Below are 20,267 nucleotides of genomic sequence, written 5' to 3'. Positions count from 1 at the left end.
CCCGGATCATCCGGGGCGCCAGCCAACCAAGAAAGCTAGGGGCATGTCAAACAGCCTAACCTTCGTGCACAGGATCGAGGGGTGGCTCGACCTCCTCTCCAAGCTCTGTCTCATTATCTGCGCCGTCGCCCTCGCCACGCTTGTCGCCACATTCGGCTGGCTGGTCTGGGGCCGTTACGTCATGAACGTGACCCCGACCTGGGTCGAGCAACTCGGGCTCCTTCTGGTCGGCTATATTGCCTTTCTCGGCGCCGCCGTGGGCATTCATGAACAATTCCATCTCAGCGTGACCCTGTTCCGGGACGCCTTCGGGCCGAAAATGACAGGGATCTGGCGCTTCATCATCGACATCATCCTGGCCAGCTTCGGCGGCGTTATGTTTGTCGCTGGTCTCGAACTCTTCGCCTTTGGCTGGGAGACGATGCTGCCGATGCTCAATATCCCCGAGAGCTTCCGCACCCTCGCCTTCGTCATCTGTGGCGCGCTCATCGCGATCTTCGCTGGGTTCCGCGCCGTCTTCCGCGTCATCTACTGGAAGAACGGCGAGACCTATCCTGACCCAGTTCACCACGAGGAGGCCTGACCGATGGGACTCGCAATTCTTCTCGGCATGTTTGCCGGCGCGGTCGTGATCGGTGTGCCCGTCGCTTTCGCAATGGGCATCGCCGCAGCCTCGGCCTTCTGGTACGAAGGCTTTCCGCTTCTGATCACCTTCCAGCGCACGATGTCCGGCATCTCGGTCTTCGCGCTGCTGGCCATCCCGTTCTTCGTTTTTGCCGGCGAGATCATGCTCCATGGTGGCATCGCCATCCGGCTGGTCCGCTTCGCCGGCGCGCTCGTGGGTCATATCCGCGGCGGCCTAGCGACGGTGAACATCCTCTCCTCGATGCTGTTCGGCGGCATCTCCGGCTCGGCCATTGCCGACATCTCGGCGCTCGGCTCGATCCTGATCCCGGTGATGAAGGAAAAGGGCTATCACGCGGACTACGCGGTGAACGTGACGGTGACCTCTTCGATCGCCGGCATCGTCATCCCGCCATCGCATAACATGATCATCTACGCGGTGGCTGCGGGGGGTGGCATCTCGGTGTCGAAGCTTTTCCTCGCGGGCGTCGTGCCCGGCGTGATGATGTGCCTCTGTCTCGCGGTTGCGGCCTACTGGATTGCCGTCCGGCGCAATTATCCCGCCGAGCCCTTCCCCGGCTGGGTCTCCGTCGCCAAGACCGGCGCCATCGCCATTCCGGGCCTGATCACGGCGGTCATCATCGTTGGCGGCGTGCTCTCCGGCATCTTCACGGTGACCGAATCCGGTGCCTTCGGCGCGATCTACGCGGTGATCCTGACCTCCGTCTTCTATCGCACACTCGGCTGGAAAGAATTCACCATCGCGCTCACCTCCGCCGTGCGCACCACGGCCATGGTGATGATCCTGATCGGTTTCGCAGGCGCCTTCGCCTATCTTCTGGCGCTCTACCAGGTGCCCGACAAGCTCAGCGAGCTCCTGCTCGGGATCTCCTCGAAGACCTGGATGATCCTGCTGATGATCAACCTTATGCTTCTGGTGCTGGGCATGATCATGGATATGGCAGCGCTGATCCTGATCTGTACGCCGATCTTCCTGCCCATCGCCAAGGATCTTGGCATGGACCCGATCCAGTTCGGCATCATGATGCTGGTCAACCTGGGCCTCGGCCTTTGTACGCCACCGGTGGGCACCTGCCTCTTCGCAGGCTGCGCGGTCGGTCGGATCCGGATCGAAGACGCGGTGAAGTCGATCTTCCCCTTCTACCTCGCGATCTTCGTGGCGCTGATCCTCGTGACCTATGTGCCGGCGGTCTCCATGACCCTGCCCGCGCTGCTCGGAGAGTAAACGAAACCCCGGTCCTTCCCTCCCCTTTTGGGACCGGACTGCTGGCGCCCCCCCCGGGATATCGGGCGGGGCGCCAGTCTTTTTCGGGCGGAGAAAACCGATCCGCCCTTCGGTCGGAAGGGATCATGCCAGCGCCACGTCCACGGACCCGCGCCGACCGATCCTCGAACAGGCTACAATCTTCCCATCTCCACCCGCGATTCGCTGACCTGGCTGACAGACAAGCACTGGCGCGAAAGCCTCGGCTCGGCGCAGCGCGCCCCCCCCAACAAGGGAGGCCCGATCAGATGTTGGGAAAGGCAAGACCAGGGTCCGAGTCGAGGCCGTTTCAAAGCGCGGTCCCCAAACAAATGCCGGGAGAACGCCGGGTCAGCCGCCGTTCATCATTCGCCGCAGCGTCTTCGAGTCGAACGCCGTGGAGACAGAGACGCTCCGCCCGGGAAACGCCGCAGAAAAGCCCAGCGTTCTTGTCCGCACCCCGCGGCCGCAAGTCCCGGATCACAGCAATGCGAATCGTATCGGCGTCTCAATTCGACCGATGCGCCGAAAGAAAGCGTCCAGTTCCGGTCGCTGCATTCCCCCCGGACAGTCCGCATTCAACTCTCGGCCTTCATCTCCCAGCGGCCGCTCTCTTCCGACCAGTATTGCGCCGGGGCGCCCTCTCCGGTCAGCCCCTTCCACTGGCCGCGCGCCTGCTGCACCGCCTCCGGATCATGACCGTCAAAGAGGATGCAGACCCGCTCCAGCGTATCCACCTCCGCAGCCGAGACGGCCGCGCCGTCGATCGTGATCAGGCAGGCCGCGCCATTGGGCAACGCCTCGCCGGGCGTCAACAGCACCGGCTGGTCCGCATCATGAGGACCGCCAGCGAGGCCATGCGGCAAGAACCCCTCCTCCGGCCCCAGCCAGAGTTTCTGGTCCAGCCAGTGCAGGCGCCCCTCGTCTGGACCGCGCACGGCAACGCGCCAGCCGCGCTGGAGGGATTTCCCCAGCAGCATCGCCAGCGTCGCCTCCAGCGGGCGTTGGGTCAGGTGATAGAACAGCGCCTGGCCCATGGGATCAGCCTTCGTACCTGTCCCGGATCATCCGGTCGAGCGCCATCACACCCCAGCCCGACGCGCCTTTCGGGGCCCAGGCCGGCGGCTTGGCCGGCTGGGCGACGCCGGCGATGTCGAGATGGATCCAGGGCGTGTCTTCCTTCACAAAGCGGTGCAGGAATTCGGCCGCTGTGATGGACCCGCCCCAACGGCCCGAGCCGACATTCTTTATATCCGCCTTGGTCGACTTGATCAGCTCGGCATAGTTCGGCCCGATCGGCATCCGCCAGGCGCCCTCGCCTTCCGCCTTCGCCGCCGCCAGGAAACCCTCGGCAAACCCGTCATCATTGGAAAACACGCCCGCATTGTCATGCCCGAGCGCGACGATGATCGCCCCGGTCAGCGTCGCGAGATCGATCATGCCCGACGGCTTGAACCGCTCCTGCGCGTACCACATCACGTCACCCAGAACGAGCCGGCCCTCGGCATCGGTGTTGATCACCTCTACCGTGTCGCCCTTCATCGAGGTCACGATATCGCCGGGCCGTTGCGCCCGCCCGTCCGGCATGTTCTCGACCAACCCGACAAGGCCGACCACATTGGCCGGCGCCTTGCGCAGCGCCAGCGTCTTCATCACGCCGGAGACGACGCCCGCGCCGCCCATATCCATGGTCATGTCTTCCATACCCGCACCGGGCTTGAGCGAGATACCCCCGGTGTCGAAGACGACACCCTTTCCGATCAGCGCCAGCGGGGCTTCCTCGCCGCCACCATTCCACCGCATCACAACGATCTTCGACGGGCTCTCCGAGCCCTGCCCGACCCCGAGCAGCATCCCCATGCCAAGCTCCGCCATCGCCGCCTCGTCCAACACCTCGACCTCAAGCCCCAGATCACCAAGCGCGACGAGCTTCTCGGCGAAGCTCTCGGTGGTGAGCGTGTTGGCGGGCAGGTTGACGAGATCGCGGGTGAAATAGACTCCCTCTGCGACCGCCTCCGCGGCAGCCATCTCCGCTCGCAGGGCGTTGGGATCCGTCACCATGACGGAGAGATTGCCCTTGGCTTGCACAGCCGCCTCGCCGGAGCGGCATTCCTTGAAGGCATAGGCGCGCAGGTAGCAACCAAGGATCATCTCGGCCAACCGCTTGCGGGCGCCGCCGAGGACCAACACATCCTCGTCGCGCCGCGCCGCGCCAATCGCCGCCCCCGCCTTGCGCCGTTCGATCGGGGTGGATTTCGGCTCCAACCGGATCACCTGAACCGCGCTGGCCGCCATGCCCGCGGGCCAGGCCAGATCCACGGCTTCGCCCGGCTTGAGCCGCTCGAAGGCGTCGCTCGCGGCGAACCGCTCCAGCGCGCCCTTGCTCAGCCGGTTCACCCGTCGCGCGCCCTGGTCGAGCTTGCCGTCTGCCGGCACGAAGACCGCGATGCGGCCCTCGAAGCCGGCAATCGCGTCGAGGTCCAGCGGCTGGATGTCGATGACGGGCGGGGTGGTCATGGCGAGATCTCCTGAGTTCTTTCCCCCTACCTAAGCGCGGCGGCGACACTATGCCAGCACCCTGGGGCCGCTTTGTCACCCTGCCACGGTTCCCAGCTTGCCCCGGCCGCGCTAGGCTCGGCACAAGGCCCCTGCTCGAGAGGGCCGTTCATGCGCTTTGGGAGGGGCCATGCCGGAGGAGACGCAGAAAACCCGTGAGTTCACGCCCGCCGAGATCGGCGCGATGGCGCATCTCTATCGCGGCGAGGTCTATCGCTCGACGATCTGGCGCACCCGCCTCGACACCACGACCAACTGGTCCGTGGTCTCGCTCGGCGCGGCCTTTTCGATCTCCTTTTCCAGCCCGGAGGCAAGCGCATTGCCGCTGCTGCTGGTGGGACTGCTGATCTCGACGCTGATGATGCTGGAGGCCCGGCGCTATCGCTATTTCAATGTCTGGCGGGCGCGGGCACGCTATCTCGAGGTGCATTTCTACGCCCCCATGCTGCATGATGGAGACCTGCACACGGAGGAGAACTGGCAGCAGGTGCTGGCAGAGGATTACTGGCGCCCGGATTACCATGTCAGCCTGCTGACGGCGATGGGGCGGCGGATCCGGCGCAATTACCTGTGGATCCTGTCGGTCCAGATGGTGGCCTATATCGGCAAGCTGGTGGTCCACCCCGTTTCGGCGGGATCGATCCGCGAGGTGATCGACCGCGCCGATACAGGCCCTATTCCGGGAGAGCTGATCCTCGGAATCGGCGTCGTCTATCTCGGGGCTTTCTTCTATATCGCTTACATGACCGGAAACCGTGACGCGGCCCGCACCGCGATGCGTGATCGGGGGCGGTCGCTGGGCTAGGGAGGAGCCCCCGGGGCCATTGCATTGCCTGCGCATGGGATGGGTCGGAAACGGTCGACAGAAGCATCTCGACATGCTGGATCCGCTGACATGCGCATGGCGCCGACCCGCTTGTACCCATGGTTCCGCCGATCAGGCGCCGGGGCATCTCCCCTCTCCCGCACGCTCCGACCCTTGCCATTTCGCCGGCCTTGCCCGATTACTCGAACAAGGGAAGCCCGCGCGGAGCCGAGGGTCCGCCGGTAAAGAGAGTTTTCTGCGCATGAGCCAGTCCGACAATCCAGCCGATCCGTTCAAGAAGGCGCTGAGCGAGGCGACCCGGGTCATTGCCGATGACCCTGACCTTGGCGTCGTCTTCACGGTCGACCCCTCGGGTCTGACCAGCGACCAGATGCGCCTGCCGCAGGTCAGCCGCCGGCTGAACAAGGAAGAGGTGCTGCTGGCGCGTGGCACCGCAGATGCGCTGGCGCTGCGCCGCCGTCATCACGACCCGGCCACCCATCGACGCTACCTGCCCTCCGGCCAGATGGCGCTCGATCTCTACGAGGCGATGGAGATGGCCCGCTGCGAGGCCGTGGGCGCCCGCACCATGCCCGGCACCGCCACCAATATCGACGCAAAGATCGGCAACGAGGCGAAGCGCAAGGGCTATCACCAGGTCACCAAGGCGAGCGAAGCGCCGCTGGCCGTGGCCGCAGGCTACATGGTCCGGCAGCTGGCCACGGGGCGAGAGCTGCCGGAAGGCGCGCAGAACATCCTCGATCTCTGGCGCGACTATCTCGAAGGTCAGGCCGCCGAGACCCTGCCACGGCTCGAAGATTGCCTCGAGGATCAGACCGCCTTCGCGAAATTCGCCCGGCAGGTGATCGAGGATCTCGGCTATGGCGACCAGCTCGGCGACGATCCCGACGAGATGGATGACGAGGAACAGCCCGAGGAAGCCGAAGAGGATCAGGACGAGGCCGAAAACACCGACCAGCAGGACGAGGACAGCCAGCAGGACGACAGCTCCCCCGAGCAGGACCAGGACGCGACCGACGATCCCACCGAGGCCGAGGTCACGATGGACGACTCGGACGACAGCGAGATGGGCGAAGAAGCGGAGATGCCCGAAGGCGAGGCGCCGCTGGAGCCGCCCGCCCCTGCCCCGCCCTCCGAGGCCGATCCGAATTACGAGGTCTTCTGTGGTGATTTCGACGAAATCATCGAGGCGACCGAGCTGGCCGAGGCTGTCGAACTGGAGCGTTTGCGTGCCTATCTCGACCAGCAGCTGGAGCCGCTCAAAGGCGCCGTCTCGCGGCTGGCCAACAAGCTGCAGCGCCGGCTTCAGGCACAACAGAACCGCAGCTGGGAATTCGATCTCGAGGAAGGCACGCTCGACGCCGGTCGGCTGGCGCGTGTCGTGGCCAACCCGACGACACCCCTCTCCTTCAAGATCGAGAAGGATACCGAGTTCCGCGACACCGTCGTGACGCTGCTCCTGGACAATTCCGGCTCCATGCGCGGCCGGCCAATCTCCATCGCCGCGATCTGCGCCGACGTGCTCGCGCGCACTCTCGAGCGCTGCTCGGTCAAGGTCGAGATCCTCGGCTTCACGACACGCGCCTGGAAAGGCGGTCAGAGTCGCGAGAAATGGCTCAAGGAAGGCCGGAGCCAGATGCCGGGCCGCCTGAACGACCTGCGCCACATCATCTACAAATCCGCCGACGCCCCCTGGCGCCGCTCGCGCGACAATCTTGGCCTGATGATGAAGGAAGGGTTGCTGAAGGAGAATATCGACGGTGAGGCGCTGGAATGGGCGCATAAGCGCATGGTTGTCCGCCCCGAGTCGCGCAAGATCCTGATGGTGATCTCGGACGGCGCGCCGGTCGACGATTCCACCCTCTCGGTCAACCCGGCAAACTACCTCGAGAAACACCTGCGTGATGTGATCGCGATGATCGAGCGCCGCCGGCAGGTCGAGTTGATGGCAATCGGCATTGGCCATGACGTGACCCGCTATTACGACCGCGCGGTAACAATCACGGATGTCGAACAGCTCGCCGGCGCGATGACGGAGCAACTGGCCTCCCTTTTCGACAATGACAAGCGTGCACGGGCAAGGTTCTCTGGCTTGAAGCGCGCTTCCTAGCCTTGGTGAAAGAATGATCCGGAGGAACGCTCCCGCGTCTTCCGGATGGAGCTTCCCGGCCTGCGCAGGAGAAAGCACAGGGGGCAGCGCCCCCTTTCAACCGGGTTCCAGGATGACAGAGACACGAAAGATGCGACCCGCTGCGGCAGGAGATACAGATGTTTCAAAGCTTTGACGTGACAAGCCGCCCTGAAGACGGCCCGCCCCGCCTCGCCGCCCTGCGTGCGAAAATGGCGGCAGCAGGGCTCGACGGTTTCCTCGTCCCACGCGCCGATGCGCATCACGGCGAGTATGTCGCCCCGTATGACGAACGCCTTTCCTGGCTGACCGGTTTCACCGGCTCGGCCGGCTTCTGCGCGGCGCTTGCCGATGTGGCCGGGGTGTTCATCGACGGGCGCTACCGTGTGCAGGTCCGCTCCCAGGTGGATCTGGCCCATTTCACGCCGGTCAAATGGCCCGAGGAAAAGCTCGGGGACTGGCTGGTCGAACAGTTGCCCGAAGGCGGCCGGGTCGGCTTCGACCCCTGGCTGCATTCGGTCGAGGAAATCGCCCGCCTGCGCGAAACCGGAAACGGCTCCGGGATCGAGCTTGTGTCCAGTGACAACCTCGTCGACGCGATCTGGGTCGATCAGCCCGCGCCGCCGAAAGGGCAGATCATCCTCCACCCGCTCGAACATGCCGGGGAGGCGCACGAAGAGAAGCGCCGCGCGCTGGCCGGCAAGCTGACCCTGCGCGGCGAACAGGCAGCGGTCCTCACCCTGCCCGATAGCATCGCCTGGCTGCTGAACATCCGTGGCAGTGACATCGCCCGCAACCCTGTCCCGCATGCCTTCGCTATCCTCCACGCGTCAGGCGAGCTGGACCTGTTCTGCGCCCCCGGAAAGCTCTCCGAGGAGGTCCGCAGCCATCTCGGCGCTAACGTGCACTGCCAGCCGACGGCGGCCTTCGGTCCGGCCCTGCGCGCCCTGCGCGGCGCGGTCCGACTCGACCGCGCCTCGGCCCCTGTCTGGGTCGCCGACCAGCTTGCCAACGCCGAGATCAAGCTCGGCCAGGATCCCTGCATTCTGCCCAAGGCGCGCAAGAACGCCTCCGAGCTCAAGGGGATGGAGGCCGCGCATCTTCGCGACGCCGCCGCCATGTGCCGTTTCCTGAGCTGGCTGGACGAGGCCGCGCCCGCCGGCGGCCTGACCGAGATCGACGTCGTCCGTCGCCTCGAGGAGGAGCGCCGCCGCGACCCGCTCCTGCGCGATATCAGCTTCGAAACCATCGCCGGCACCGGCCCGCATGGTGCGATCGTCCACTACCGCGTCAGCGAAGAGAGCAATCGCGAGATTGTCCCGGGCGACATCCTGCTGGTGGATTCCGGCGGCCAATATGCCGATGGCACGACCGACATCACCCGGACCATCGCCACGGGCGCCGTCACCGAGGAACAGAAAGCCTGCTTTACCCGCGTGTTGCAGGGCATGATCTCGATCTCGACGCTGCGCTGGCCCGCTGGCCTCGCCGGGCGCGACCTCGACGCGCTGGCCCGCGCCCCGCTCTGGCGCGCCGGTCAGGATTACGATCATGGCACCGGCCACGGGGTTGGCGCCTATCTCTCGGTTCATGAAGGCCCGCAGCGGCTGTCGCGTGTCTCGGATACCCCGCTCCAGACCGGGATGATCCTCTCCAACGAGCCCGGGTATTATCGCGAGGGTGCCTTTGGCATCCGCATCGAGAACCTGATCCATGTCATCACCGCCCCCGATCTCCCCGGCGCGGATGCCCGTGAAATGCTCGCCTTTGCCACGCTGACCTGGGTTCCCATCGACCGCCGCCTGATCCGTCCTGAGATGTTGAGCGGCCCGGAACGGGAGTGGCTCGACGGCTATCACGACGCGTGCCGACAGCGGTTGGCCGACCTGCTGGACGGGAGCGCCCGCACATGGCTGGACGCCGCGACGCGAAACTTGTAGTGTCGCCCGCTAACATTCCTCATTCACCAGAATGTCACATTGCCCGCCCATAGAGGCGGACGAATTTCAAAGGGACCGACATGGTTGACCATATCACGATCCGCAAGGCCGACGGCACCTGGGTGGTCCGCGCCGGCGGCGCCGTGCTCGCCGAAAGCAGGAATGCGCTGGAACTGACCGAGGGCGGGCACGCGCCGGTCATCTATTTCCCGCGTGACGATATCGCGATGGCCTTCCTGGACGTGAGCGACGAGACCAGCCACTGCCCGCACAAGGGCGATGCCAACTACTTCTCGATCCAGACGAAGAGCAAAACGCTCGCCAATGCGGCCTGGAGCTATGAGGCGCCCATCGAAGGCATGACCCGCATCAAGGATCACATCGCCTTCCATGCCAACGGATCGGAAATTGCCGTCGAACGGATCTGACACCCTTTGACGGAACGATCCTCGAGTAAAAAAGGAGCGCCCTGCGGCGCTCCTTTTCTGTTTCGAACGCGGCAAGAGTGAACGCTCCAAGCGTACACGGCTTTCGATCCACGCCGGGCACAGCCGTCGCAATCGGACAGTCCCACGTATGCGACGTCATCCTCCGGGCCGTCCGGGACGCTCAGAAAAGATCGAAGCGCACCGGGTTTTCCGACCAGTAAACACGCGCGGCAAGGATCAGACGTTCGGTCGGATCGTCAACCCGCCGATACGGGATCGAGGCATCCGCACTGGCGGCTTCAAGAGCACGCAACGTCTGCGGACCGACGGCCCCATCAACCGAAATCGGTTGCCCAAGCTCAGCCAGCAGCATCTGGAGTGCGCGGCCCTTCTCGCGCGCCGACACTTGCGCGAGCCGTTCCCGCGCGCGCTCGGCCGCCTTGGCATTGCCGAGATTGGCCGCCTTCGCGGCCCGAACCGCCGCGTCGGCCTCACCAAGTCCCGGGACCTCGCCTTTGAGGATCAGGGTCGCCGCATTTGCACCGGCCCATCCATCCCCGCGCGCAAGCGACATGTCATAGAATTTGACTGCCTCGCTCGGGTTCCTTTCCCCGATCTGGCCGCGCAGGATCATCCGCGCAAGCATGCTGGGGCCGCTCGGGTGGCCGCCCTCCATGGATTTGCGAAAATACTCCTGGGCGAGAGCGGTGTCGGGCTCAACGCCATCAAGGCCGTTCAGCGCCACATATCCGAGATTGTGATAGCCGTAGATGTCCTTGCGCAGTTCGGACGCACGCAGATAGCGCATTCCGCGCTCCGGCAGGTAGTGATCGGTGTCCTTGGTCAGGAAATAGATCCCGAGCTCGTTCATCGAGTAGGTATGGCCCAGTTCGACCGCCCGCTCCATCAGTTCGAATCCGCGCTGGCGATCCTGTGGTGTCTCGCCCTGCCGCAGGAGCTGCTGCCCCAGCCGGTGCATCGGATAGGGATCGCCGGTCGCAATCCCGCGTTCCAGCAAGCTCAGCGCCAGCTCCGGATCCTTGGGAATCCCCAACGCCTCATGGTCGATGCGCTTGGATCCGTGCAGGATCGACAACGCGTTCAGCGCCCGCACATGCCCCAGTTCGGCAGCACGGCTGAAACTGGCGAATGCCTCCGGGACCTGCCCCGCGCTTTGCTGCGCACGCCCAAGCTGATAGTGGAACCGGCCGCTCTCGGGATCCTCGGCAACGGCGCGTTCGCAAGCTGCAAGCCCCGCCGCAACGTCGATCTCATTGGCAAGGCGGTAGATTCCGATCCCGCCGAGATCCAGTGCATCGCCCATTTCAAGATCGCACGAATCGACTTCGAGCTTCAGGTTGACGTCGACCTGGCGGGTCAAACCACCGGCCAGTACGAAGTTCAGCGAGAACCGCTCCTCAAGCTCAAATCCATCGAGCTCGGTCGCGCGGATGTCCGAGATTTCCGGGGCGAAGGAAACCCGCCCGATCTGTCCGACCCCGGCTCCGAGCGACAGGATGCCGCTTGTCGGGGGAACGGCCATTTCGACGGCCACGAACTCCCCGCCGATCGCGTCGAGAATTTCGTCACCCAGCACAACCCTGCGGTCAAAGACCCGTGTCAGGGAGATCGGAATGGGCTCAAGAGCGGTCGGCTCATCCGACGGGGCCGCGATCACCATGCCGCGATCCGCCGAGCCGGTCCCCGCGTCGGCCTGTCCGGACGTGTCGGCCGCGGTCACCGAGGCCGGCGCCAGGAAGAAGGGCTGCACAAGGGTCGAACTTTCCCAGGGGACCTGCCGCCCTTCCGTCGCCTCGTGGACTTTGCGCCGGACAACCGGAAACAGGTTCTGGATGTTCTCGCCGGGCGCGGCCTGGGCCGCTTCCATGATGGCGCGCGTATAGGGGCTGTTGCCACCGGCCGCGCCATCCATGGCCACTGCGCCGGGAGAGGTCGAGAAAGCGACCAAAGAGTTGAGCGGAGTGCTGAACACGTCGAAACCGGACTTGGTCTCGAAAAGATTCGCGTCGAGATCCGCCGCGAGGCGAATATCGGGGAAAGGGTTGTCGCGACAGGAATCGAGGATAGCCACATGCGCCGCGCCGCGCGCCGCGAGCGTATCGATCACCCGGTCCAGCGTCATCGTTTCCAGCGGCACGTCATAGATGCTGGCAAAGGCCGCATCCGTGGGCAGCAGGTAATTGCGCCGGCCGATCTGGATGCCATGCCCCGCATAGTAGAACACCACCTCGGCGCCGTCGGGGATATTCAGCATGGCGCTGCGCAGCAGTTCCTCGAATCCCCGTTTGTCGAGATCATAGCCGTCAAACACGTTGAAACGGAAGCTGCGGAGCATATCGGCAACGTCCCTGGCGTCCCGACGTGCATTTTCGAGGTCACTGACGGCCTCGTATTCCTGATTGCCAATAACAATGGCGATCCGCCCGGGAACCGCCTGCCCGGCGTTTGCCCGCTCCGATTGCAGAGAGCCAGCCAATACGGGGAGGCCGGAGAACGGGACAGCAGCCAACAGGGTCGCGGTCAAAAGCAGCGCCCGGACCGGGCGCCGCGCCGAAGCAAAAGAACAAGGGCTGTGCATGGCGTCAGCCGCCGCTCCAGCCGCCATCATCCGAACCGTCGGTGCTGTCATCATCCGAGCTGTCATTGTCCGAACTGTCATTGTCCGAGCTGCTGCTACCCGAGCTGCCGCCCCCGAAGCCGCCGCCTCCGGAACTGCCACCCGAAGAACTATCGTTCGAACTGCCGGTCCCGGAATCACCCGAGCCCCGATTGAGCAACGTTCCCTGGGAGCTTCTGGACGAACTTGACGAGGAAGAAGAATTCGTTGTGGTCGTGGCGGCGGTCGTGGCCATGGCTTCGGTTTCGCCAGTTGTGGAGGTCGGCACTGTCGTACACGCCCCCAGCCACATCAAAGTCCCCAGAATAACGGCAATTGCGCGTTTCGGCATATCAAGTCTCCCAAAGAAATTACGGGTAGCAATCCAATAAATTTACCTTGGGTAATCTTGCGATGCCTTTTCGAGCATTGCAAGCCTGTGCAAAAAGACAGCCCGCGTGAGGGCAGAAATGGCCGGACCGGCCACCGGCCATTTCCCGATTTTCAAAGCGATCTGGGCCGGTCAGGCAAGACGGAAGCACGCCGCCGATTGCGCCGGCACATCCACCCGATGCCCCTGCATGGCAGGCGGAAGGTTCCCTGGCAGTTCCAGTGGGACCGCCCCGTCCGGCAGATCCCGGCACACGGCGGTACGGCCGAGGTTGAACAGCATCAGAAGTGTCTCCTCACCGCTGCGCTCAAAGGCGAGAACGGCATCACCGGCCTCCACGATTCGGATCGCGCCCGTGGCAAGGACCGGGTGCGCCCTGCGGAAGGCCAGCATCTGCCGGTAATGGTCGAGCACCGTTCCGGGTGCGCCCTGCCGGTCCACCGCCTGCTCTGCGTGGCGCGGATCGAGCGGCAGCCATGGCTCGACCGTCGAGAAACCCGCCTGCGCGGCCCCTGCCTCCCAGGGCATCGGCGTGCGACAGCCGTCGCGCCCCTTGTCGGCCGGCCAAAAGCGCTTGCCCTGCGGATCGTTGAGCCGCTCATACGGCACCTCGGCCTGTTCGAGGCCAAGTTCCTCGCCTTGATAGATGCAGACCGAGCCGCGCAAGCTCAGAAGCAGGTTGGCCGCAAGCCTGGCCACCGTTTCCCGATCATCCCCTGCGCGCAGCCAGCGCGAGACATGGCGGTTCACGTCATGGTTGGAGAGCGCCCAACAAACCCAGCCATCGGTAACGACGGTTTCGAATTTCTCGATCGAGCTTGCGATCTGTGCCGGCGTCCCGTCGCTGGAGAGCAGGTCGAACGTGTAGCTCATGTGCAGCTTGTCGCCGCCCCCGGTATATTCGGCAACCACGTCGAGCGAACGCTCCTCTGCGCCGATCTCGCCAACCGACGCCCGGTCCGGGTATTCTTCGAGGAGCGCACGGAAGGACTTGAGGAATTCCAGGTTCTCCGGCTGCGTTTTGTCGTGGATATGGAGCTGCATCCCGTAGGGGTTCGTGTGCCGGCTCGGCTCTGCGTCTGCGGGCCGGGGCGGGTTCGAGGCCAGCGAGGCGTCATGGTAGTAGAAATTGCATACGTCGAGCCGGAACCCGTCCACCCCACGCTCCAGCCAGAAGCGAACGCTATCCAGCAGCGCCCCACGTACCTCCGGGTTGTGAAAGTTGAGGTCCGGCTGGCCGATCAGGAAGTTGTGCAGGTAGTATTGCCGGCGCACGCCGTCCCATTCCCAGGCCGGCCCGCCAAAGATGGCGATCCAGTTATTGGGCGGCGAGCCGTCGGGGAGCGGGTCGGCCCAGACATACCAATCCGCCTTCGGATTGTCGCGCGAGCTGCGGCTCTCCTTGAACCATGCGTGCTGATCGGAGCTGTGCGACAGGACCTGGTCGATCATCACCCGCAGGCCCAACTCATGGGCGCGGGCGACCAGCGCATCGAAATCGGCCAACGTGCCGAAGGACGGGTCGACATCGCAGTAATCGGCCACGTCATAGCCCATATCGGCCATGGGCGAGGTGAAGAAGGGCGAAAGCCAGATCGCGTCGACGCCGAGCGAGGCCACATGGTCGAGCCGCTCGGTGATCCCGCGCAGATCGCCGGTACCGGAGCCGGAACTGTCCTGAAAGGAGCGCGGATAGATCTGGTAGATCACTGCGCCGCGCCACCAGTCGGGATTTTGGGCAAGCAGGGTCTTGGACATGGTTTTCTCCTCGGGACTCGATGCATGGGAGCATTTATGAAAGCGCTTTCATAAATACCGACGAAAATCCGAAGTCAACGGAAGAGAAATCATCAGCAAAAATTAGCCCATTCATCGCAATGAGCGTTGCGGCCTTGCAGTTTACTAGATACTTTAGAAAGCGCTTTAAGTAATTGGGCGCACCCTGTGACCAGCCTCAAGACCCTCTCGGAACATCTCGGCCTGAGCCAGGCGACCGTCAGCCGGGCGTTGAACGGTTACTCGACCGTCAGCCCGAAGACACGCCAACGCGTGCTCGACGCCGCCCGGGCCCTCGATTACCGGCCGAACAGCTCTGCCCGCCGCCTCGCCACCGGTCGCGCCGGCGCCTATGGGATGATCCTGCCATCGGAACGGCATCTGCTGCTCGACCCGCTCTTTTCCGACTTCATGTCCGGCCTGACGGAAGAACTGGCGCGGCAGGAACGCGATGTCGTGCTCGGCGCGAGCTTCGAGGGTTTCGGCGCAGCGACCTATGAGCGCTTCTCACGGGCCGGCAAGGTAGACGGATTCGTCCTCGGCCAGCCGTTGCTCGACGACCCGCGCGCCGCGCATCTCGACCGTCTCGGCATCCCCTTCGTCGTGCATGGTCGCGCCAGCCGCGCCCCCACCCACGCCTTCTATGACATCGACAATCATGGCGCTTTCCGGCAGGCCACCGAATTGCTGGTCGCTCTCGGTCACCGCCGGATCGCCCTGCTCAACGGTCACCCCGAGGCGGTCTTCGCGATCATGCGGCGGGAGGGGTTCCTCGACGGGCTCGGCGGACTGCCCCGGGCACAAACACCGATCACCGAGACCGAGATGACGGAAGCGGCGGGGTACCGAGCCACGCGCGCCGCACTGGAAGCGGGCGCAACCGCCCTGCTCTGTTCCTCGATCCTGCTCGCACTCGGGGCCGAACGGGCAGTGCGGGATGCGGGACAGGAGCTTGGCCGGGATGTCTCGCTGATCTGCCATGATGACGACCTGTCCGGTCTCAGCACCGCCAGCTTCTCCGCGCCACTCACCGTGACCCGCGCCCCGATCCGGGAGGCCGGGCAGGCCATCGCCGGCATGCTGGAGGCTTTGATGACCGGGGCTGCGCCCGACTCCCTGCAGGAGATCGCACCGGTCGAGCTTGTCTTGCGGGCCTCGACTCGACCACCCCCGGCATAGCTTCGCCATGCAACCCCCAGCGAACGCAGAACAAACCTCATTGCAGCTTTGCCGCGGCGAGGGCTAGACTCCGCGCTCTGGGATCCCAAAGTTGCCACAAGACAAGGAGCGGCAGAACATGCCCTGTCGACACGGATTTCTTTCCCCCGGCGTTCTACTGCTGTGCTACGAGGGGCGGATACGCCGCGCAGAGCAGCGCGACATGCTGGAAACGGTCGTGGCCGATCCGCGCTACAAGCGTGACATGCCCGTGCTGAATGATGTTTCGCGCATCCAGTCCAGCGAGATTGACCTGTCCATGATCCTGATCCGGCGGGAAAGACTGGCCGAGCACTATGCCGGGCTGCCCCGCCCGGTCCGCTGGGTCTATTATGCGCCGAGCGACATGAGTTTCGGCCTGAGCCGCATGACGGCAACGGTGCTCTCGGAGCTGAGCGAGCTGGACATCGCCATAACAGACGACCGCGCCGAGGCGCTGGACCACATCGGCATGTCACCGGCGCTGGAAACGGACTGGAAGATGTTCGTGGAGACGTGATGAGCCAGTGCGGCGGCGCGGGCGACACAAGGCCCCCGCGCCCAGCCAGGTTCGTTTTCCGTCAGTGGCCGGCGTGCAGGACGCCGGTGCGCACCGAGTAGTTCGCGGCAATGGCGTAATCGGGATCGTCATCGGCATCCACGATCAACTGCCCGGCCTTGCTCAGCAACTCGTGGCAGTCATGGCTCAGGTGGCGCAGTTCCAGCTTCTTGCCAGCCTTCTCGTATTTGCCCGCCAGCGCGTCGATCGCCGTGAGTGCCGACTGGTCGGCCACCTTGCTCTCGGCAAAATCGACGACAACGCGCCCCGGATCGCCCGAGGGATCGAAGAGCTCGGCAAAGGCATGGGCAGAACCGAAGAAGAGCGGCCCCTGGATCTGGTAGACCTTGGCGCCTTCCGGCGTCTTGTAGGTCTTGGCGTGGATGTGGGAGGCGCTCTCCCAGGCGAAGACCAGCGCCGAGACGATGACACCGACGACCACGGCGGTGGCAAGGTCCGTGGCAACGGTCACGACCGTCACGAGAACGATGACGATCGCATCGGTCATCGGCACCTTGCGCATGATGGTCAGGGATTTCCAAGCGAAGGTCCCGATCACGACCATGAACATGACGCCGACAAGCGCGGCGAGCGGGATCTGTTCGATCAGCGGCGCGGCGACGACGATAAAGGCGAGCAGGAAGAGCGCTGCGGCAACACCGGAGAGCCGGGTGCGGCCGCCGGATTTCACGTTGATCATCGACTGGCCGATCATCGCGCAGCCGCCCATGCCTCCGAAGAAGCCGGTGACTGTGTTGGCGATGCCCTGGGCGACGCATTCCTGGGAAGCGCCGCCGCGCTCATGGACGATCTCGCCCACGAGGTTCAGCGTCAGCAAGCTCTCGATCAGGCCGATCGCGGCAAGGATCAGCGCGTAGGGCAGGATGATCTGGAAGGTCTCGAAGGTCAGCGGCACCATCGGGATATGGAACATCGGCAGCCCGCCTTCGATGGAGGCCATATCGCCGACGCGGGGCACATCAATGCCAAAGGCGATGACGAGGCCGGCCGTGATTCCGATCCCGGCAAGCGGGGCTGGGATCACATTGGTCAGTTTCGGCAGCCCCCAGATGATGGCCATGGTCAGCGCAACCAGCGCCAGCATGACGATAAGCGGCCAGCCGGAGAGCCATTCCCCGCCCGACATGCCGTGGCCGGAGACCTCGGCCGTGCCCGGGACCTGAAACTGCGTGAGCTGCGCGAGGAAGATGACGATGGCGAGGCCGTTGACGAAGCCCAGCATCACCGAATGCGGCACCAGCCGGATGAACTTGCCGAGCCGCAGCACGCCGGCAGAGATCTGGAGGATGCCCATGAGAACCACGGTCGCGAAGAGATATTCGACCCCGTGATCGGCGACGAGCGCGACCATGACGACAGCGAGGGCGCCGGTTGCCCCGGAGATCATGCCCGGGCGTCCCCCGATCAGCGCGGTGATGAGGCCGACGATGAATGCCGCGTAGAGCCCGACGAGCGGGTGGACGCCAGCGACGAAGGCAAAGGCGACCGCTTCGGGGACCAGCGCCAGTGCGACGGTGAGACCGGACAGGATCTCGGTGCGCAGGTGATGGGCGTTGCTCATGTTCTCGCCGGTGGAAAACTGGGCAAGATAGTTCTTCGGGGCAAGGGCTGCCATGATGGTGCGGGTCACGCGGGGCCTCATTTTCTGTCGGCTGTCGGTGCGCGGGCCAGGCCGATTGAGGCGGCCACGCGCGATATGGTCTGGCGGGCACACCCGGAGTCGGGCGGCGCGCATCCGGTGGCGCTATCAGAAAGCGCTGCGTTGCAGAAGGGCGTCAGGTGGGCAGCAGCTATGCGTCATGCGCATGGCGGGTATAGGAATTCCGTATGCGTGGATGTCCTGCCGGCCTCTTCTTCGGCACGAAAACCGTACCAGTGCCGCCCCTCGGGGGGGCACATTGACGGTCCAACAACACGGTTTGTCCAGCTGATCCGAGAAAGCTCAAACCGATGCGCCGCCCTTGAGTCCGCGTCAATCAGAGGACAGCTCCGACACCTCTTCCCCCTCTCCTGCCCCTGCATTAGGCTCGCCGCAAACCGGAACCAGAGGCTTTTGATATGGACAGGATAATCGGCGTGATCGGCGGCAGCGGTCTTTACGAGATCGACGGGCTGGAAGACGCCACATGGCAAGCGGTCGGGACCCCTTGGGGGGCGCCCTCGGACGAGATCCTGACCGGCCGGCTCGACGGCGTGAAGATGGCCTTCCTGCCCCGGCACGGGCGCGGCCATGTCCATAGCCCGACCACCGTGCCCTACCGCGCCAATATCGACGCGCTCAAACGGCTCGGCGTGACCGACGTCATCTCGGTCTCCGCCTGTGGTTCCTTCCGCGAGGAAATGGCGCCGGGGCATTTCGTTATCGTCGACCAGTTCATCGACCGGACGTTCGCCCGCGAGAAGAGCTTCTTCGGCACTGGCTGCGTGGCCCATGTCAGCCTCGCCCACCCGACCTGCGAGCGACTCTCCGGGATCTGCTTCGAGGCCGCGCAGGCGCAGGGCATCACAACCCATCGCGGCGGCACCTATCTTGCGATGGAAGGGCCGCAATTCTCGACGCTGGCCGAATCGAAGCTCTATCGCGCGCAATGGGGCTGCGACGTGATCGGCATGACCAACATGCCCGAAGCCAAGCTCGCCCGCGAGGCCGAGCTATGCTACGCCTCCATCGCCATGGTCACCGATTATGACAGCTGGCATCCCGACCATGGCGAGGTCGATATCAACGACATCATCCGGACCCTGACCGGCAACTCTGCCAATGCCCGCGGCATGATCGCTCGCCTGCCGGCCTTGCTCGGCGCGACCCGCGAGCTTTGCCCGCATGGCTGCGACCGCGCGTTGGAATACGCGATCATGACGGCCCCGGAGAAACGCGACCCGGCCCTGCTGTCGAAGCTGGACGCCGTGGCAGGCCGGATGCTCTGACCCGATGCTCCCGAGTGCCGTCGAGCGGGAGGTTCTGGCGCATTGGCCCGGGCTGCTGGCGCGGGCCGGATTGCCGGAGGAGGGCTGGCGGCTGACCAGCCTCGCCGTTCGGGACGACCCGGCCATCTCGCGGGCAAGCCTGCTTGGCGAGCATCCAACGGCCGGCCACTATACCTGCAAGGTCCAGCTCCGCCCCGAGATGCGGGACGCCTTCGCTGCGCAATTCGCCCGCCAGGCGGAGATCTGGGATGTTTTCCCCCATTCCGAGCGCCTGACCCTGCCCCGCCCGGTCGCGCTGCACCCGACGGCGCAGGCGAGCCTGATCACCTATATCGACGGCCGCCCCCTCTCCGAGGCGATGCGCGCGGCCGACCGGAAGACGCAGCTCCAACTGCTCGCCCATGCCGGCGAATGGCTCGACGCCTATCACCGCTGCGGAATCAAGGAACGGCGTCTGTTCCAGCCGGGCTACACGCTGCGCCACTACGAGGGTCTGCGCGCCGAGATCCGTGCGGGCAGTTTCGACCCCGCCGCGCGCGGCCTCTTCCTGCGCGGCATAGACCGGCTGGCCGAGATCGCCCCGGAGCATGACCGACGCGAGACCGTTTCGGCGGTTCAGCACGGCGATTTCCACATGCGCAACCTCGTCTTCGACGGGACGCGCCTCGCCGGGATCGACATCTCCAAGACCGCGCCCGCGCCGGTTGGCCACGACATCGCGAAGATCCTGTTCGACTTCGCAACCGTCCTGCGCAGCGCCGAGGCGCTGCCGCCGGGCGAGATCCTGCCCGAAGATGTGCGCGCGGCCTTCTTCCACGGATACCGGCTTGTCGGGCCAGACGACCCCAGCGTCGGGTTCCTGATCTACGCCCGCATTCTGGCGACGCTACAGCATGTTCCGCGCGACCGCGCCGACCGCAGCGATGCCAAGCAGCGGACCTTGCAACGCCTGCGACCTTTCGCGAAGCGCGCCTTCGGATAACCCGCTGACGCCACGTCTTCCTCCCCTTGC

General features: G+C 64.9%; 15 protein-coding genes. 10 read left to right on the top strand and 5 right to left on the bottom strand.

Translation table 11 applies throughout. From position 1 onward, the window contains the following. Positions 1-43: 43 nt before the first annotated feature. Entirely contained in the window at positions 44-583 is a 540-nt protein-coding gene (locus tag R3X27_RS11010; protein WP_317708905.1) for a TRAP transporter small permease, read from the top strand. 3 nt (positions 584-586) lie between these two features. After that, positions 587-1,870 carry a TRAP transporter large permease gene (locus R3X27_RS11005; RefSeq protein ID WP_317708904.1) on the top strand — a complete coding sequence of 428 codons (1,284 nt, stop codon included), beginning with the start codon at positions 587-589 and terminating at the stop codon, positions 1,868-1,870. A 596-nt stretch (positions 1,871-2,466) separates the two neighbouring features. Here R3X27_RS11005 and R3X27_RS11000 read toward each other — a convergent pair. Together R3X27_RS11000 and R3X27_RS10995 are read right to left on the bottom strand one after the other, a co-directional pair. After that, positions 2,467-2,925, bottom strand: a complete 459-nt coding sequence (locus R3X27_RS11000) for a DNA polymerase III subunit chi (protein WP_317708903.1) — start codon at positions 2,923-2,925, stop codon at positions 2,467-2,469. A gap of 4 nt (positions 2,926-2,929) precedes the next feature. Beyond that, positions 2,930-4,405 (bottom strand): leucyl aminopeptidase, encoded by a 1,476-nt coding sequence (locus R3X27_RS10995; RefSeq protein WP_317708902.1) that lies wholly within the window; start codon positions 4,403-4,405, stop codon positions 2,930-2,932. Between the two features lie 169 nt (positions 4,406-4,574). On the opposite strand from R3X27_RS10995, the gene R3X27_RS10990 reads away from it, so the two are divergent. The 4 genes from R3X27_RS10990 to R3X27_RS10975 all read left to right on the top strand — a co-directional run bounded on the left by R3X27_RS10990 (position 4,575) and on the right by R3X27_RS10975 (position 9,766). Then, positions 4,575-5,249 (top strand): DUF2270 domain-containing protein, encoded by a 675-nt coding sequence (locus R3X27_RS10990; RefSeq protein ID WP_317708901.1) that lies wholly within the window; start codon positions 4,575-4,577, stop codon positions 5,247-5,249. Positions 5,250-5,511: 262 nt separating this feature from the next. Further along, positions 5,512-7,380, top strand: coding sequence for a cobaltochelatase subunit CobT (gene cobT / locus R3X27_RS10985; protein WP_317708900.1), 1,869 nt, complete (start codon positions 5,512-5,514; stop codon positions 7,378-7,380). Positions 7,381-7,538: 158 nt separating this feature from the next. Next, positions 7,539-9,338, top strand: coding sequence for an aminopeptidase P family protein (locus R3X27_RS10980; protein ID WP_317708899.1), 1,800 nt, complete (start codon positions 7,539-7,541; stop codon positions 9,336-9,338). Positions 9,339-9,418: 80 nt separating this feature from the next. Next, entirely contained in the window at positions 9,419-9,766 is a 348-nt protein-coding gene (locus R3X27_RS10975; RefSeq protein ID WP_317708898.1) for a DUF427 domain-containing protein, read from the top strand. Positions 9,767-9,947: 181 nt separating this feature from the next. Here the strand turns inward: R3X27_RS10975 and R3X27_RS10970 are convergent, their stop codons facing one another. Further along, complete coding sequence (locus tag R3X27_RS10970; RefSeq protein ID WP_317708897.1) at positions 9,948-12,419, bottom strand: caspase family protein; 2,472 nt, start codon at positions 12,417-12,419, stop codon at positions 9,948-9,950. Positions 12,420-12,906: 487 nt separating this feature from the next. Then, positions 12,907-14,532 carry an alpha-amylase family glycosyl hydrolase gene (locus R3X27_RS10965; RefSeq protein ID WP_317708896.1) on the bottom strand — a complete coding sequence of 542 codons (1,626 nt, stop codon included), beginning with the start codon at positions 14,530-14,532 and terminating at the stop codon, positions 12,907-12,909. A 186-nt stretch (positions 14,533-14,718) separates the two neighbouring features. Here R3X27_RS10965 and R3X27_RS10960 point away from each other — a divergent pair, with 186 nt between their 5' ends. Both R3X27_RS10960 and R3X27_RS10955 read left to right on the top strand, forming a co-directional pair. Further along, a complete protein-coding gene (locus R3X27_RS10960; protein WP_317708895.1) occupies positions 14,719-15,729 on the top strand; it encodes a substrate-binding domain-containing protein in 1,011 nt (336 codons plus the stop codon). Positions 15,730-15,847: 118 nt separating this feature from the next. Continuing rightward, on the top strand, positions 15,848-16,267 hold the full coding sequence (locus R3X27_RS10955; protein WP_317708894.1) for a hypothetical protein: 420 nt from the start codon (positions 15,848-15,850) through the stop codon (positions 16,265-16,267). A 61-nt stretch (positions 16,268-16,328) separates the two neighbouring features. Here R3X27_RS10955 and R3X27_RS10950 read toward each other — a convergent pair whose 3' ends face one another. Next, positions 16,329-17,888: a SulP family inorganic anion transporter gene (locus R3X27_RS10950; protein WP_317708986.1), complete on the bottom strand. Its 1,560-nt coding sequence runs from the start codon at positions 17,886-17,888 to the stop codon at positions 16,329-16,331. A gap of 497 nt (positions 17,889-18,385) precedes the next feature. Between R3X27_RS10950 and R3X27_RS10945 the strand changes: the two genes are divergently transcribed. Together R3X27_RS10945 and R3X27_RS10940 are read left to right on the top strand one after the other, a co-directional pair. Next, a complete protein-coding gene (locus tag R3X27_RS10945) occupies positions 18,386-19,255 on the top strand; it encodes an S-methyl-5'-thioadenosine phosphorylase (protein ID WP_317708893.1) in 870 nt (289 codons plus the stop codon). A gap of 4 nt (positions 19,256-19,259) precedes the next feature. After that, positions 19,260-20,237 (top strand): phosphotransferase family protein, encoded by a 978-nt coding sequence (locus tag R3X27_RS10940; RefSeq protein ID WP_317708892.1) that lies wholly within the window; start codon positions 19,260-19,262, stop codon positions 20,235-20,237. The last annotated feature ends 30 nt before the right edge of the window (positions 20,238-20,267 follow it).

Origin of the sequence: Tropicimonas sp. TH_r6 (genome assembly GCF_033101155.1) — a bacterium.
GTDB lineage: Bacteria > Pseudomonadota > Alphaproteobacteria > Rhodobacterales > Rhodobacteraceae > Tropicimonas.
The sequence above is the reverse complement of the archived record's forward strand: the minus strand, read 5'-3'. Positions and strand labels throughout refer to the sequence as shown.